Here is a 16,919-nt window from a genome sequence, read left to right on the forward strand (position 1 = left end):
TTTGGAATACCCTTTTTCTTTATAGAATTCGTAATACATTGCGAATCGGCAATTTTCATTTTTTTCGAACCAAAAAATAAATGCCGATTGCCATCAAGGCAAATGGCCAAAACCTTTCGATGTTCGCAGTGCTTGTTTCAACAATCCCGAAAGACGTAGTGATTTTATCATAGAATAAGAAAAGGATCGAGATGATAAGTATGACCACTCCGTGAAACATTCCAGATTTTGTTTTACGTGCCCGGAGAATAAATCCCAGCGAGATGATTAAAATAAAGATACCTATATTATCCGGCCAAATATCCAGATTCTCGACAATGTGAAAGTGAGCCCCGAACCCCAGTAAGATGACGCCTGGCAGGATGGACTCATATTCATTACCGCTATATGCCTGAATCAGGAAGGCGGCACCAACTATACATAATAAAGTGGGCCAGCTGAAAAAGCCTGGAAAGATTTCGATTTGGGAGCGTTCAAGAAAAAAATAGAGTCCGAAACCGATTAAAACGATTCCTGGGAAAATACGCTGCGTTTTCATTTTATCCTCCTATGCAATTCGATTACTTGAAGTTTTTTGCCATTTTTGATATGGTACTTTTGTACACAATGTCGAAATATGTATGTAACTTAGAAATCCCGCTTAGGCACCTTTTGTATCAATTCAGGCGTTTTGGCTGTCTTTTCATGGTAGCATACGTTTTCATAAACTGTTCATATTATTTGCGTGAAACCATTTTAGTACATGGTATAATAAATTTACATGAAAAATTTTGGGGGTGCAAAACAAAAGGATGCATATTCTAGCGGTTGGTATAAATTACAAAACTGCCCCTGTAGAAATTCGGGAAAAACTATCGTTTAACGAAGCCGAACTTGCCGAGGCAATGAAAGCTCTTAAAAATAAAAAAAGCATCTTGGAAAATATTATTATTTCAACATGTAACAGAACGGAAATATATGCGGTCGGTGACCAGCTTCATACAAGCAGGTATTATATAAAGGAATTTCTTTCGGAATGGTTTAATATCGATAAAGAAGAATTTTCTAAATATCTGTTCATTTATGAAGGCGATGGGGCAGTCGAGCATTTATTTTCAGTTACCTGCGGCTTGAATTCCATGATACTGGGAGAAACTCAGATTTTGGGACAAGTACGTTCAAGCTATCTGTTAGGGCAGAAGGAAGATACGATCGGTACCGTTTTTAACCATCTCTTCAAGCAAGCCCTTACATTAGCTAAAAAGGCTCATTCGGAAACCGAAATCAATACCAATGCCGTTTCCGTCAGCTATGCGGCAGTCGAGCTCGCAAAAAAAATCTTTGGAGGCCTGAACGGCAAGAATGTCTTGATTCTTGGGGCCGGTAAGATGGGTGAGCTGGCCATTCAAAATCTGCATAGCAATGGCGCCGACAGCATTACAGTCATTAACCGCACCTTTCAGAAAGCGGTCGACCTGGCTGAGAGATTCAATGGTACGGCGAAACAGCTTCAAGAGCTGCAATGCGCTTTAGTGGAAACTGATATCCTGATTACTTCCACTGGATCAAAAGATCTTCTTGTAACTAAAGAAATGATGTCATTCGTCAATAAGCTTCGTAAAGGCCGTCCTATTTTCATGGTCGATATCGCAGTGCCGCGTGACCTCGATCCAACATTGGCCGAGCTGGAAAATGTCTTCTTGTATGACATTGACGATCTTGAAGGGATCGTGCAAGCCAATATCGAAGAACGTAAAAAAGCTGCCGAGAAAATAGAATTGATGATTGAATCTGAAATAGTGGACTTCAACCAATGGATTAATTTGCTTGGTGTGGTTCCCGTCATTTCTTCCTTACGGGAAAAATCCCTATCGATACAAAAGGAAACGATGGAAAGCATCGAAAGAAAGCTTCCGCATTTGAGCGAACGCGACAAAAAAGTCCTGAACAAGCATACGAAAAGCATCATCAACCAAATGCTGAAAGATCCGATTCTTTATGCAAAAGAGCTGGCAGATGAACCGAATGCTAAAGAGCAATTAAATAATTTCGTGAAAATCTTCAATTTAGAGGAATTGATTGAAGACCAGCTGGTTACGGATGAAAAAGAACGGAACAGCTCCAAGGCATCCCTATTGAATCCAGTTCCTGTCCAGTAACGAGGTAGATATGGAATTACTAATGACAAGATTGCATGAAGCCACTGTGTTGTTGTATGCCATCAGTATGCTTTTATATTTTTTTGATTTCCTTAATAATAACCAGAAGGCGAACAGGGTCGCCTTCTGGTTGCTTTCTATTGTTTGGGTACTGCAAACAATTTTTTTGTTTCTGTATGTGTTGAAAACGGGAAGGTTCCCGGTATTGACGATATTTGAAGGCTTATATTTTTATGCATGGGTCCTCATATCGTTATCTTTAATCATTAATCGATTGCTAAGAGTCGATTTTACGGTCTTTTTTACGAATGTATTAGGTTTCATGGTTATGGCCATCCATACCTTTGCACCTGTTCAGATAGAATCTCAAGTGCTTGCACAGCGCCTGGTTTCAGAGCTATTGCTTATACATATCACTTTTGCCATCCTATCTTATGGGGCATTCACGCTTTCTTTCGTTTTTTCTCTTTTATACTTAATTCAATATGATTTATTGAAACGGAAGAAGTGGGGAAAACGCCTGCTTCGACTCGGCGATTTAACAAAGCTAGAGCATATGTCTTATGTCCTCGCAGTAATAGGCGTTCCATTATTAGTGGTCTCCCTCATCCTGGGGATTCAATGGGCTTATATAAAAGTGCCTGGGGTTTCCTGGCTGGACATGAAGATCATCGGCTCATTTATTTTGCTTATCGGATACAGTGTGTTTTTATACTTGAAAATTCGGAAACAAATGTATGGAAGGACGCTAGCCTTTCTGAATATTGGATCTTTCATGATTGTGTTAATTAACTTTTTCCTTTTCGGAAGCCTTTCAACATTCCACTTTTGGAATACATAGGAGGAAACTATGAGAAAAATAATTGTCGGTTCTAGACGTAGTAAATTAGCGATCACCCAAACGAACTGGGTTATCGATCAACTTAAAGAACTTGGGGTCCCTTACGAGTTCGAGGTGAAGGAAATTGTCACAAAGGGTGACCAAATCCTTGATGTAACACTTTCCAAGGTAGGTGGAAAGGGCTTATTCGTTAAAGAAATCGAACAAGCGATGCTGGATAAAGAAATTGATATGGCAGTACATAGTATGAAAGATATGCCTGCAGTGCTGCCTCTAGGCTTGACGATTGGCTGCATACCACCGAGGGAGGACCATCGGGATGCCTTGATCTCAAAGAACCATGAAACCCTTTCCGAACTGAAGCCCAGTTCCATCATAGGTACAAGCAGCTTGCGCCGTGGCGCGCAAATTTTGGCTAGAAGGCCGGACCTTGAAATTAAATGGATTCGCGGTAATATCGATACCCGTCTGAATAAGCTGAAAACGGAAGATTATGATGCTATCATTTTAGCAGCAGCCGGACTATCAAGAATGGGATGGGAGAAGGATATCGTAACGGAATTTTTAGATGAAGATATTTGCATTCCCGCAGTTGGACAGGGAGCACTTTCCATTGAATGCCGTGAAGACGACAAAGATCTGCTGGCGGAACTTGCGAAATTGACCTGTGATAAAACGAAAAGAACGGTTGAAGCGGAACGTGCCTTTTTGGATAAAATGGAAGGCGGATGCCAGGTGCCGATTGCCGGATTTGCGGTGGCAAAAGATAATGGGTCCGTTTCCTTGACGGCTTTGGTCGCTGCCCCGGATGGAAAGGTGATTTATAAAGAAATGGTTGAGGGAGCTGATCCCGAGGCGGTTGGGCATGCTGCTGCCAAACAGATTAGCGAAATGGGCGGTAAAGAATTGATCGATCGCGTAAAAGAAGAGCTTGATCAGTAATGAATCCCGTTCAACCTCTTAAGGATTATCAGGTATTAATCACCAGAGGGAAAGGACAGGCAGATGGTTTAAAAGAGTCGATCGAGAAAAATGGCGGAACGCCGCTTCTTGTGCCATTGCTTGAGTTCACTCTTCCTGATCATTTGGAAGATGTACAACAGCGGTTAGATAAGTTGCTTACATATGACTGGATCATTCTGACCAGCCAAAATGGAGTGGACTTCTTCTTTAAGCTTCTTGATAAACAGCCTTTAAAGCTTCCGAAAATAGCCGTAATCGGCTCCAAAACAGAAGCGGCCCTGAGACGACATGGATATAAGGCGGATTTCGTTCCAGCTCAGTTTGTTGCCGAAGGGTTCGTTGCGGAGTTCAATACCCTGCTTGATCCGGGGTCCCGCGTGTTGCTGGCAAAAGGAAATCTCGCGAGGGCGGTTATTGCGGAGGCTATCAATGAAGCTGGTGCATCCTGTGATGAAGTGATTATTTATCATACCGTGCTTCCAGGAAGCAGTGAAAAAAAACTGGTGCAACTTATTAAGAACCATGATATCGACATCATAACCTTTACGAGTTCATCGACGGTCAATCATTTTTTACAGATCATGAAACGTCATGAATTAGATACATACATAGACCGGATCATCATCGCATGCATCGGGCCGATTGCCGCTAAAACCGCTGAAAAACATGGGCTATCCGTCGATGTCTGTCCAGATGTTTATACGACGGATGCCATGGTTGCGGAGTTAATACGCTTTATTTTGAAAAGAAGTAAAAAGGGAGGAACTTTAAAATGAAAAACATTCCATTCAATCGCCACCGTCGCTTGCGTGCAAGTGCTGGCATGAGGGCTTTAGTCCGTGAAACACAATTACATAAAGAGGATTTGATCTATCCGATCTTCGTCATCGACGGAGAAAATGTGAAAAATGAAATCAACTCTATGCCAGGCATCTATCAGTTATCCATGGATAATCTGGGTGCTGAAATGGATGAAGTCGTGAGTCTGGGTATTAAGTCAGTCATTTTATTCGGTGTTCCTTTTGATCATGATAAAGACGAACAGGGCACAGGGGCATTTCATCACAACGGACTCGTACAAGAGGCCACTCGTTTTATTAAAAAACAATATCCTGAAGTCATTGTCATTGCGGATACCTGCCTTTGTGAGTATACAAGCCATGGCCATTGCGGGGTCGTTGAAGGGGAAAAAATCCTTAATGACGCCTCTCTTGACCTTCTTGCTAAAACGGCAATCAGCCAGGCAGAGGCCGGTGCCGATATCATTGCCCCTTCCAATATGATGGACGGTTTCGTTGCGGCCATCCGTGCAGGTCTGGATGAAGCGGGTTATGAAGATATTCCGATCATGTCCTATGCAGTGAAATATGCTTCGGCTTTTTACGGCCCATTCCGTGATGCTGCGAATGGTGCACCACAATTTGGCGACAGGAAAACTTACCAAATGGATCCCGCCAATCGCCTTGAAGCGTTTCGTGAAGCTGAATCCGATGTTGCTGAAGGTGCGGACTTCCTTATCGTGAAACCAGCCCTTTCCTACATGGACATCATCAGGGACGTTAAGAATAACTTTAATCTTCCGGTTGTTTCCTATAATGTCAGCGGTGAATATTCAATGGTTAAGGCGGCTGCCCAAAATGGCTGGATTGATGAAAAAGCGATAGTGATGGAAATGCTGACAGGCTTGAAACGCGCAGGTTCCGACTTGATCATTACGTATTTTTCAAAAGAAGTAGCACGCTGGATAAACGAAGATAATCAATGATGATAAAAAATATAACCTGTAATGGAAAAAGGGGATTGAATCATGCGGTCATATGAAAACTCGAAAAAAGCGTTTGCCGAAGCAAAAAATTTGATGCCAGGCGGCGTGAACAGCCCGGTACGTGCCTTCAATTCTGTGGACATGGATCCCATTTTCATGGAGCGAGGAAAAGGCTCAAAAATGTATGATATCGATGGAAATGAATATATCGACTATGTTCTTTCATGGGGACCGCTAATCCTGGGTCACACGAATGACCGTGTCGTGGAATCATTGAAAAAGGTAGCGGAATCCGGTACAAGCTTTGGTACCTCTACGCTGATTGAGAATGAACTGGCTAAGCTGGTCATTGAACGGGTGCCTTCGATTGAGATGATCCGGATGGTATCTTCAGGTACCGAAGCGACGATGAGTGCACTAAGGCTGGCACGAGGCATTACAGGCCGTGATAAAATCCTGAAATTCGAAGGTTCCTATCATGGCCATGGCGATTCATTGCTAATCAAAGCGGGTTCCGGCGTTGCAACATTAGGATTACCGGATAGCCCAGGAGTACCGGAAGGTATTGCCAAAAATACGATTACCGTAGCATATAATGATCTTGCTGCAACCAAATATGCGTTTGAACAATTTGGCGAAGACATCGCCTGTATCATCGTAGAACCTGTTGCAGGGAACATGGGCGTGGTTCCGCCGCAACCTGGTTTCCTCGAAGGCTTACGTGAAGTGACGACCCAATACGGAGCGCTATTGATCTTTGACGAAGTTATGACAGGGTTCCGTGTCGGCTATAATTGTGCACAAGGCTATTTTGGCATCGTACCGGACCTGACTTGCCTTGGGAAAGTAATTGGCGGCGGCTTGCCTGTCGGAGCATTCGGAGGCAAGCGCGAATTCATGGAACAAATTGCACCGAGTGGGACAATCTATCAAGCAGGAACATTGTCTGGTAACCCTCTTGCCATGACGGCCGGCCTTGAAACGCTGAGCCAATTGACTCCAGAATCTTATGATGAGTTCACCCGAAAAGGGGATATGCTCGAAAAAGGAATAGGAGAATTAGCGGAAAAGTACGGAGTTCCCCATACATTCAACCGTGCCGGTTCCATGATTGGACTTTTCTTTACTAATGAAGAAGTCGTAAACTATGAAACAGCAAAAACATCCGATTTAGAGTTCTTTGCTTCTTACTATAGGGAAATGGCGAATCAAGGCATCTACTTGCCGCCGTCACAGTTTGAAGGTTTATTCCTTTCCACTGCACATAGTGATGAAGATATCGAAAAGACCATTGCAGCGGCAGAACAGGCTTTTGCAAAATTAAAAAAATGATGCAAGGCTTCATGAACGACTTCTATATTCGATAATAATAAATTTGAACTGGCTACCATTTTTCCAAAAACTTTTGGAGAAAGGTAGCCAGTTTTTTTGAATTCAATCAGTACGTGGAAGAACCGAATCAAACGTTGAAGGATATGAAGGTAAGTCAATTAATAAGACGGTAGGCCGAATAAATGGTTTCATGCCGAATTTTTCAGGCCGATTGATACAATCCAGCATTAATTTTAGCCTGGAAGAATTGAATCTCCTTCTTTTTAAAAGGTTCATGAAATATAAGGCCTGGAGTGTTGCAAATGAAATTAAGGAATAATCAGCTACCTTCCCTCATAGATTGATATTGGTATAGGTACCGTTTCTTGAAGCTGAAAGGAGGAGTTGTCTTGTCGCAAGAAAATGAATCGTATTTACGATTTTCTTTAGAGGAATCCGTTTGGTTCCAGAAGGGACAGGAAGTGGCTGAGCTATATTCCATTTCCCTTGATCCAAATGTGTCGATTCAAGAAAGTGATCAATATGTTTTTATACGAGGCTCGTTAGATTTAAGCGGTGAATACAAAGACTCGCAAAATGGTGAAGAAGAGGAGTTTTCGCAGACCTTTTTGCCAAAAGCGGTTCAAAAGGTCGAGAGGCATCTCAATGGACTTAATGAGTTCACACACCGTTTTCCGGTTGATATAACGATTCCGAATAATCGGATTGCCTCATTGGATGAGGTCGATGTCTCGATTCAGAGCTTTGATTATGCCATGCCTGAGCATAACTGTTTGAAATTGCAGGCGGACCTTTTGATAACCGGAATCTATAATGATTCATATGTAGAAGAACGGTTCGATACTGAGCAGGAAGCTGGGGAAACAGAGGAACAGGAAGAAACGGATGGGGAAAATGAGTCATATATTCCTTATGCAGCTTCAGTGCCGCCAATCCCGGATTTTCAGCCTGTTTTCCGTGATGAGGAGGAAGAAGAGTTATACTCGCCTTTTTCTGCAGAGGCAAAACGAGTTTCTGAAGCAAACGAAGAAGAAGAAGAGGAACCGATTTATTTAAGCGATCAGCATAATGCCCCAGTTTTTGAAATTCCCGTTTCACCATATCCTGAAGAGGAAGAGTGGGAAACGGAAGTGCATAGACAGGAAGAAGCTGAAGCTGTAGAGGAAGAAGTGATTGGTGATCCGCCTGACTCCACGGAAAAGGTACCTTCCCTGGGTGAGGCGAAACTGGAGGAAGAACCAAGCAGGCAGGATTCCATGGAGAAGATGGAGATTCCTAGCGTGACATTGAGAGAAGAAGTAGTAAAAGATCCAAGTCATGCAACCAATCATCAAAATAGCCCAGTTTCAAATTTAGAAACCGAGGATGTCATCCGGCAGGAAGAAGATGAAGTTGCAGCTGGTCCTATCCTTAATGAGAATGTGAAGGTGGAGCAGGGAGAGGAATTCAATTCGTCCATAAGCGATCTATTCAAAAAGAGGGAAAGACCTGTGCCTCCGGCTAAAGAGGGTAAGAATTTCAAAGGCAGGAAACAAGCCGCGGAACGTGATGATAAAGATACGGCCGATCATGATGAAAAGCAGACTTCCATCATGGATTTATTCGGACGGAAACAAGAAGAAGAACTGGTAAGGATGAAGGTTTGCATTGTTCAGCAAGGGGAAACGCTTGATGACTTGGCTCAACGATATGATGTTACGGTTCAATCGATACTTTTCAGCAATGAATTGGAATCGAATCAGAACGTCCATGAAGGGCAAGTCATCTATATACCGAAGGCGGTTGCATATAAGAATTGACCAGGACAGAGAGCAGAGCATATGGTCTGCTCCTGTTTTTTAGGTGCTAGAGGAATCGGATTGTTTAGTTTTTTTAGAGAAAGTGAGTGAGTCTCGTGAGGGAAAACGAGAATCAGCAGCCTGCCAATCGGGATCAGGACACGGAGACCGTATTGAAGGAATATGCCATGTATGTACAATATATTGAGGACTTCGGGCGTGTAAAAAAAGTATACAGTGATCGCGGTACATTTGCCTTGAAATCCATGTTACCTCAGAACGGCATGGATTTTATCAAAAATGTTCAAAAACTGTACCATCGCGGCTATAATCGGATCGTTCCGATTTATCAAACGATGGATCAGCGTTACGCCGTTCTTCATAATGGACGTTTGTATTACCTGATGCCCTGGCTCAATAATGAAAGGGACGGGGAGCGCGATGAAAAACATAAGCAAATGTTCAGGGAGCTTGCTCGGATGCATACACTTTCCGTTAAGGAAATACAAGTGGATATTGAGGAACGGGAAGCCCATTATGAGCGGACGCTTGATGCCTGGAATAACGAGAAGGAATTTATGGATGAGTATATTGTCAGCTGTGAAAAGAAGTGGTATATGTCTCCATTTGAACTGACGGTATGTTCTTTCTACAATGATATTTCACAGGCGCTGAAGTACTCGATCAAGAAGTTTGAAACCTGGTATGAAAAGACGAAGGAAAGTGAAAAGGTTCGAACCGTGGTCACGCACGGAAAGTTTTCTTTGAAGCATTTCGTTTATGATGAGCGGGGATATGGCTACTTCATCAATTTTGAGAATTCGAATACGGCACCGCCGCATTTTGATTTACTGCCATTTCTCGTTAAATCGGCCAGGACCTATCCTGTCCAATGCGACGACTGCGTTGACTGGCTCTATAACTATTTTCGTTATTTTCCGTTAAAAGAAGATGAATTGCTGCTCATGCAAAGTTATCTGGCATTCCCTGGATCAGCATTGGAATTAGTGAAGGGTTATTCCGATGGCAGGGGCCATCGTTCAGAGCTTGATAATGTCACTCAACTGCAGCGGCAATTTTGGCTGCTGAAAAATATTGAATATATGGTGATGAAAATCGAAGAAATTGAACAGCAGAAAAAGGCGGCTGCTGAGGCTGCCAAAGAGGAACAATCACCCCCAAGCTAAATATACATGATTGGATCATCTCCAGTCATGTATATTTTTTTGCTGTAAGGGAATAATTAAATCCATTCGAAATATAAAGACATGGCCAGAAAAATAAATGCGATTAGCAGGAGCATATCGAAGAAAGTCGGGAAAATCAGCGTACGTAATCCTTGGAATACGATAAAGGGGACGATGAACTGCTGGCAGACCCCGCGGAATTTCTTCATCCAAGGCGGTAAAGTGTAGGGAGTATATCTTCGCTTTTTCATATTATTACCTTCCTTTATAGGACTTCTTATATTCTATGGGTGGGTAGTGGAAAAGGTGAAAAAGCCGTCACATTCATTGGTCTAGGTGGATAAAATAAAGAAAATGACCTTGAATGTATGAAATGGGATGGTTCCTGAGAAAGTAAGCGAAAAGATGATTGACTCGAGCCCCATATTTTTTGTACTATATACTATATGCATTCAATGATTTTACATATGAATATAAATCAATGCAAAGACCGGAAATAGTAAGATGAAATGCACTTTTCAGAGAGGAAACCAAATTGGTGCGAGGTTTCCAGGTAGCAGCATCCGAAGTCGTCCGCGAGCAGTTTTCGTGAACCTCGTAGTAGCGAAGGCCGGTGAAGAGCCGTTATCAGATTTGAGAGCCGAAAAGAGATGTTTTTCTTTTTCGGAAAAAAGGTGGCACCGCGAACAACTTCCTTCGTCCTTTTATGATGATGGAAGTTTTTTTTATGCCCAAAAAAGGAGGAAATGATATGGAAGAAAACCAAATTTCGATGCCGACTAAATATGATCCGCAGACGATAGAGAAAGGCCGCTACAAATGGTGGCTTGATGGGAAGTTTTTCGAAACGACGGGTGACGATAAAAAAGAACCATATACGATTGTCATTCCACCACCGAACGTGACAGGTAAGCTGCATCTTGGCCACGCTTGGGATACAACACTTCAAGATATATTAACACGCATGAAAAGAATGCAAGGGTTTGATGTTTTATGGTTGCCGGGCATGGACCATGCTGGTATCGCCACTCAAGCGAAAGTTGAACAGAAACTTCGTGCCGAAGGCGTAAGCCGTTATGACCTAGGACGTGAAAAGTTTGTAGAAGAAACATGGAAATGGAAAGAAGAATATGCGAGCCATATCCGTGAACAATGGTCAAAGCTTGGTCTTGGCCTTGATTATACCCGTGAACGCTTCACTCTTGATGAGGGGCTTTCAAAGGCAGTGCGTGAAGTGTTCGTATCGCTTTATAACAAGGACTTGATTTATCGCGGCGAATACATCATTAACTGGGATCCATCAACGAAAACGGCATTATCCGATATCGAGGTTATTTACAAAGATGTGCAGGGCGCATTTTACCATATGAAATATCCATTGGTTGACGGATCAGGCGAAATTGAAATAGCCACGACTCGTCCAGAAACGATGCTTGGCGATACAGCGGTTGCCGTACACCCTGAGGATGATCGTTATAAACACTTGATCGGCAAAATGGTCCGCTTGCCAATTACAGGCCGGGAAATCCCGATTGTCGGGGATGATTATGTCGATATGGAATTTGGTTCAGGTGCGGTAAAAATTACACCGGCTCATGATCCGAATGACTTTGAAATCGGGAACCGCCACAATTTGGAGCGCATCCTTGTCATGCATGAAGATGGCTCGATGAATGAAAAGGCCGGTAAATATGAAGGCATGGACCGTTTTGAATGCCGTAAACAAATCGTCAAGGACCTTCAGGACGAAGGAGTACTCTTCAAAATCGAAGATCACCTTCACTCAGTAGGCCATTCAGAGAGAAGCGGTGCTGTTGTTGAACCATATCTTTCGACTCAATGGTTCGTTAAAATGCAGCCGTTGGCTGATGCATCCGTTGAGCTTCAAAAAGGAACCGATGAGGAAAAAGTTCATTTCGTACCAGATCGTTTCGAAAAAACATATCTGCACTGGATGGAAAATATCCGCGACTGGTGCATTTCCCGTCAGCTTTGGTGGGGTCACCGCATTCCAGCCTGGTACCATAAAGAAACAGGTGAAGTGTATGTAGGTCACGAAGAGCCTGCGGACGCTGAAAACTGGGAACAAGATACAGATGTTCTGGATACATGGTTCAGCTCGGCATTATGGCCGTTCTCGACTATGGGCTGGCCTGACAAAGATAGTGTTGATTTCAAACGATACTATCCAACCGGAGCGCTTGTGACAGGCTACGACATCATTTTCTTTTGGGTTTCAAGGATGATTTTCCAGGCACTAGAGTTCACGGGCGAACGTCCTTTTGAAGATGTATTGATTCACGGTCTGGTTCGTGACGAACAGGGGCGCAAGATGAGTAAATCGCTAGGCAATGGTGTCGATCCGATGGATGTCATCGATCAATACGGTGCCGATTCCCTGCGTTACTTCTTATCTACGGGCAGCTCGCCAGGCCAGGACCTTCGTTATAGTACGGAAAAAGTGGAAGCGGTTTGGAACTTCTCCAATAAGATTTGGAACGCCTCCCGTTTTGCTTTGATGAACATGAATGGCATGACTTATGACGAAATCGATTTAAGCGGTGAGAAATCTGTAGCCGATAAATGGATCTTGACGCGTTTGAATGAAACGATTTCAAACGTAACCAGACTTGCGGACCGTTATGAGTTTGGTGAAGTGGGCCGTGTGCTTTACAACTTCATTTGGGATGATTTCTGTGACTGGTATATTGAAATGGCGAAGCTTCCGCTATATGGCGAAGACGAAGCAGCTAAGAAAACGACGCGCTCGATCTTGGCTTATGTACTGGATAACACGATGAGATTGTTACACCCGTTCATGCCATTCATTACCGAAGAAATCTGGCAGAACCTACCGCATCAAGGTGAGTCCATCACTGTTGCCGCTTGGCCGGAAGTGAATGAAGGGTTAACAGATACAGCTGCAGCCGAGGAAATGAAGCTGCTTGTTGAAATCATCCGCTCCGTCCGTAATATCCGTGCTGAGGTGAACACACCGCTAAGCAAAAAAATCAATTTGATTTTAAAAGCGAAAGATGAGTCCATCTTAGGGACATTACAGAAAAACAGCAGCTATATCGAGCGTTTTTGTAATCCTGAACAATTGACGATCGGAATCGAAGTCGAAGAACCTGCTCAAGCCATGACAGCTGTCGTAACTGGCGTAGAACTAATCCTTCCGCTTACAGGACTGATCAATATTGACGAAGAAGTGAAACGTCTTGAAAAAGAACTCGACAAACTTAATAAAGAAGTTGAGCGCGTACAGAAAAAATTAGGCAACGAGGGCTTCGTTAAAAAGGCGCCGGCAAGCGTCATCGAAGAAGAACGTGCCAAGGAAAAAGACTATAGTGAAAAACGCGACTCTGTAATCCACAGGATCAACGAACTGAAACAACTGTAAAACAAAAGGATGAACCAGCTTTGAGCTGGTTCATCCTTTTTGTGTTTAAACGCTATTTAACAAAAATATTCAGTCAGGAAGATATTCTTTCTTTTATGAATGTAAGGTACTCCCATACGATATTCATATCACTTAGTGCACTTAATGTCCGGCTGCCGACGACATCCTCGATTTCGTTGAGCATGAGGCTGCCATCTTCGGCAAATATGAAATCGATACCGACGAGGCCAAAATCAAACGACCTCATTACTCTTTCAACAAGGGCTAATTCGGATGCAGTCAGCTCATATAGAGAAGCCGATCCGCCCAGCGTATAATTTGCCTTGAAACTGGAAGCGGATTCCCTAAGTACAGCAGCCTTCACTTTTTTACCAACCACAAAGACGCGGATATCCCTTCCGAATAAGCCAGGTTTTTGAACTATCCAATTTCCATCATTCAGTTCGGCAAGATCATCGGCATGCTCGATTAGATATACTTGTTTCCCTCCGCGGCCACGAGTTTCTTTAGCAATGAAAGGGAACTCCATGTCATCGGCACTCGGCTTTCCGTTACAATATACCGTATCGGCCATTGGAATCCCCAGCGATGACAAATATTGATGCGTCTTTGCTTTGTCATTCGCGATTTCCGATACGAAGGAGGAGTTAAAGCAAGCAATCCCCAGTTGCTCCAGTTGCTTTGTAAAAAAAGGGTCGATGGTCCGGACGATAGCAAAGTCTGGCAATGAAATTGGCTGTGTCCCATGTTCCACGTATAACTCGTTGAAACGATGACCAATCCTAATGTCTTCCCGAAAGTGAAAGTGTAAATCAAGATCAAGCTTACTGGCTTCGTCAAGCATCCAATCTATGTATCCCTTATTTTTCAAGGCATCCTCACGGTTATAAATCAACCAGCCTGCTTGTTTTTTCATCAGATGCACTTCCTTTTCCTAATTCTTTCAAGATATAATCGAACATGCTATCAGCGATGTTGATGCCTGTACATTCATAAATATTTAGTAAATGCGAATTCGAATTCACTTCGCACAAAAGAGGACCTTCTTCACCGAACAACAAATCGACGCCAGCGAAGTCGGCACCCAGAATTTGCGCACAGCGGATGGCAAGTTGTGCTTCTTCACTGGTGGGTATATATGGTGCAGCCTGCCCCCCGGCAGTCATATTAGCTCGGAAGTCTTGTTCGGAATGGCGTTGCATCGCTGCTATGACTTGATTGCCCACGACATTCACACGAATATCCCGACCTTTACTGTGCTCGATGAATTCCTGGATGATAAATGGTTTGTGGCCAAGATTACGGATCGTCTTTAGTAACTCATCCTCTGTTTGGATTAAATATACTTGTTCCCCAAAAGAACCGTATGCTTCCTTAACGATAAGAGGATAACCAAGTTCATTGCCGATTTGTATAAAAGCATCCATGTTGACCCTTTCAATCCCTTCGTACGTAAAAGGGGGAAATAAGGTTTTCGGCATCGGTATGCCATGTCCGGTTAATGCTTGATGTGTTTTTGCTTTGCTGTCGCAAATATCGATCGCTGTACTGCTGTTATATACGGGAATGCCGAGCAATTCCAAATGGCGTGCCAAATGAATGTCTTTATCCATGAACAGAACAAAATCAGGCAGCTTATCAAAGGTTCCTTTAAGCAGTGGCACTCCTTTTTCGATTATGGGAATGAGATCTGAATTACGGATAAGGGTTGCCGTGATATCTTTCCTTTCAGCCGCCTCTTTAATGAACAAAGCTAAACTGGAAAACTTATCATGCTGTAAATAGCCGTTAACGACAATCCAACAGTGGAAATCTGAAGGTTTCATGGTAAAACACTACCTTTCATCTAGGTTAATCGTTCATATATTGATAAAATAATCTTAACGCATAAGAGCGGTATAAAGAAAGAGGAGGCTCTACGATAATGGTAACAACCATGAAAGAAATCAATCATTTTTTTGAACGGCGCCAAGTTCAATTGGGCATGAATTTTGGCTTATCACGGATGGAAGCATTGTTAACTGAATTAGGTGATCCGCACAAGGCGCTAAAGTATATTCACATTGCAGGATCCAACGGGAAAGGATCAACACTGCAATATATTAAAGAAATCTTACTTGCCCAAGGGATTCGGGTCGCTTCCTTCACTTCGCCTTATTTAATAAGGATGAATGAACAGCTGAAGATAAATGAGGATGAAATCAGTGATAAGGATTTTATCGCTGTCTTCCGGAAGCTTTGGCCGATCATCCAAGAGATGGACAGTAAGGGGAATGGTCCCACTCAGTTCGAAATTTTGACTGCGATGGCATTCTCTTATTTTAGCAAAAAGGAAGTGGATTTGGTTTTGATGGAAACCGGTTTGGGAGGCAGGCTTGATACAACAAATGTCATCCAGCCGTTTCTTTCGATCATTACCTCGATTTCTTTGGAACATACGAACATCCTGGGTAACACGCTTGGGGAAATTGCTTTTGAGAAGGCGGGCATCATTAAAAGTGGGGCACCGATCATCAGCGGAGTCACAGCCGGGGAACCAGCAAAAGTAATTGAAGAAAAAGCGTCATCATTAGGCGTACCGTATTACCAATTAGGGAAAGACTTTCATGTAGGCAATATAAAGCAAAGTGAACGAGGGCAAAGTTTCTCATTTTCTCTTGCCGATAGATCCATCGAAAATGTGGAAATGCGGATGTTAGGCCGTCATCAAATGGAGAATGCGGCACTGGCCATTGCTGCTGTCACACTAGGAATGGAATATATCGATGAAAAAAACATACGTAAAGGAATAGGGGAAGCGAAATGGGATGGCCGCTTTGAAAAAATATCGGATGAGCCGTTGGTGATCATTGATGGTGCCCATAATCCTGCCGGCATCGACGTACTGAAGGAAACACTAAAAGTGCATTACCCCGACTATAAGTACCGATTCGTATTCAGTTCATTTAAAGATAAAAATTATTCCGAGATGCTTCATGGATTGGAAACGGAAGCGATGGAAATCATCATTACCGAATTCGACCATGAACGGGCGGCGGATGCGAAAACGCTATATGAAAAATGCAGTCATCCAAATAAAAGTATAAACAAGGATTGGCAGGCGGCGATAACGGAAGGCAGAAGTAAAACAGGGGAAAAAGAGATTCTTGTCATCACAGGGTCCCTTCATTTCCTTTCACTTGTGAGGGAATTCCTAATCAGAGGGAATGATTGACGTTTTTCTAGAGTGGTGAGGGATGTGCCTTACTTGTGGATTAATTATCTTTCCTTCTACTATGCAGAGAGAACTAGTGAATGATCAACTTAATGAGTAACCTGATAAAGGATCTTTTAAAAGGTCCTTTTTCTCTTGTTAACAGAGTCTCTTGAAAAGAAAAAACTCTAATAGAGTGATTGATAACAATTCACCAAGTATATTTGTTAAAATATGTTTATATATTGATTCTATATGACGGATGAATAGTAGGATCTACTTAATAAAAAGACGGGAGGAATGAATAATCATGAAGAAC

At 42.8% G+C, this 16,919-nt stretch carries 14 protein-coding genes and 1 other annotated feature; of the genes, 10 read left to right on the forward strand and 4 right to left on the reverse strand.

The window, feature by feature from the left end; translation table 11 throughout:
- Positions 1–55: 55 nt before the first annotated feature.
- The gene (locus BS1321_RS20390; RefSeq protein ID WP_063232815.1) at positions 56–538 is read right to left on the reverse strand and encodes a LiaI-LiaF-like domain-containing protein; all 483 of its coding nucleotides are present in this window, start codon (positions 536–538) and stop codon (positions 56–58) included.
- Positions 539–791: 253 nt separating this feature from the next.
- Here BS1321_RS20390 and hemA point away from each other — a divergent pair, with 253 nt between their 5' ends.
- The 8 genes from hemA (at position 792) to ysxE (ending at position 10,004) form a co-directional block, all read left to right on the forward strand.
- Positions 792–2,138: a glutamyl-tRNA reductase gene (gene hemA / locus BS1321_RS20395; protein ID WP_063232816.1), complete on the forward strand. Its 1,347-nt coding sequence runs from the start codon at positions 792–794 to the stop codon at positions 2,136–2,138.
- A gap of 10 nt (positions 2,139–2,148) precedes the next feature.
- Complete coding sequence (locus tag BS1321_RS20400; protein ID WP_063232817.1) at positions 2,149–2,979, forward strand: cytochrome C assembly family protein; 831 nt, start codon at positions 2,149–2,151, stop codon at positions 2,977–2,979.
- Positions 2,980–2,988: 9 nt separating this feature from the next.
- Complete coding sequence (gene hemC, locus BS1321_RS20405; RefSeq protein WP_063232818.1) at positions 2,989–3,921, forward strand: hydroxymethylbilane synthase; 933 nt, start codon at positions 2,989–2,991, stop codon at positions 3,919–3,921.
- Complete coding sequence (locus BS1321_RS20410) at positions 3,921–4,718, forward strand: uroporphyrinogen-III synthase (RefSeq protein WP_063232819.1); 798 nt, start codon at positions 3,921–3,923, stop codon at positions 4,716–4,718. Before hemC ends, BS1321_RS20410 begins: the two co-directional genes overlap by 1 nt.
- Positions 4,715–5,707: a porphobilinogen synthase gene (gene hemB / locus BS1321_RS20415; RefSeq protein WP_063232820.1), complete on the forward strand. Its 993-nt coding sequence runs from the start codon at positions 4,715–4,717 to the stop codon at positions 5,705–5,707. Before BS1321_RS20410 ends, hemB begins: the two co-directional genes overlap by 4 nt.
- Positions 5,708–5,749: 42 nt before the next feature.
- Positions 5,750–7,039, forward strand: a complete 1,290-nt coding sequence (gene hemL, locus BS1321_RS20420; RefSeq protein WP_063232821.1) for a glutamate-1-semialdehyde 2,1-aminomutase — start codon at positions 5,750–5,752, stop codon at positions 7,037–7,039.
- 389 nt (positions 7,040–7,428) lie between these two features.
- Positions 7,429–8,838: a LysM peptidoglycan-binding domain-containing protein gene (locus BS1321_RS20425; RefSeq protein ID WP_063232822.1), complete on the forward strand. Its 1,410-nt coding sequence runs from the start codon at positions 7,429–7,431 to the stop codon at positions 8,836–8,838.
- A 95-nt stretch (positions 8,839–8,933) separates the two neighbouring features.
- Entirely contained in the window at positions 8,934–10,004 is a 1,071-nt protein-coding gene (gene ysxE, locus BS1321_RS20430; protein ID WP_230162594.1) for a spore coat protein YsxE, read from the forward strand.
- A 56-nt stretch (positions 10,005–10,060) separates the two neighbouring features.
- Here ysxE and BS1321_RS20435 read toward each other — a convergent pair whose 3' ends face one another.
- Entirely contained in the window at positions 10,061–10,255 is a 195-nt protein-coding gene (locus BS1321_RS20435) for a hypothetical protein (protein WP_063232823.1), read from the reverse strand.
- A 226-nt stretch (positions 10,256–10,481) separates the two neighbouring features.
- Positions 10,482–10,711, forward strand: a binding site (T-box leader).
- Positions 10,712–10,755: 44 nt separating this feature from the next.
- Here BS1321_RS20435 and BS1321_RS20445 point away from each other — a divergent pair.
- Entirely contained in the window at positions 10,756–13,407 is a 2,652-nt protein-coding gene (locus BS1321_RS20445; RefSeq protein ID WP_063232825.1) for a valine--tRNA ligase, read from the forward strand.
- 73 nt (positions 13,408–13,480) lie between these two features.
- Here BS1321_RS20445 and BS1321_RS20450 read toward each other — a convergent pair whose 3' ends face one another.
- Both BS1321_RS20450 and BS1321_RS20455 read right to left on the reverse strand, forming a co-directional pair.
- Positions 13,481–14,323, reverse strand: coding sequence for an ATP-grasp domain-containing protein (locus BS1321_RS20450; RefSeq protein WP_063232826.1), 843 nt, complete (start codon positions 14,321–14,323; stop codon positions 13,481–13,483).
- On the reverse strand, positions 14,292–15,233 hold the full coding sequence (locus BS1321_RS20455; protein WP_063232827.1) for an ATP-grasp domain-containing protein: 942 nt from the start codon (positions 15,231–15,233) through the stop codon (positions 14,292–14,294). The genes BS1321_RS20450 and BS1321_RS20455 overlap by 32 nt, the downstream gene beginning before the upstream one ends.
- A 98-nt stretch (positions 15,234–15,331) precedes the next feature.
- Between BS1321_RS20455 and BS1321_RS20460 the strand changes: the two genes are divergently transcribed.
- Complete coding sequence (locus BS1321_RS20460; RefSeq protein ID WP_063232828.1) at positions 15,332–16,621, forward strand: bifunctional folylpolyglutamate synthase/dihydrofolate synthase; 1,290 nt, start codon at positions 15,332–15,334, stop codon at positions 16,619–16,621.
- Positions 16,622–16,919: the final 298 nt, after the last annotated feature.

The sequence above is a fragment of the Peribacillus simplex NBRC 15720 = DSM 1321 genome, from assembly GCF_002243645.1.
Classification (GTDB): Bacteria; Bacillota; Bacilli; order Bacillales; family DSM-1321; genus Peribacillus; species Peribacillus simplex.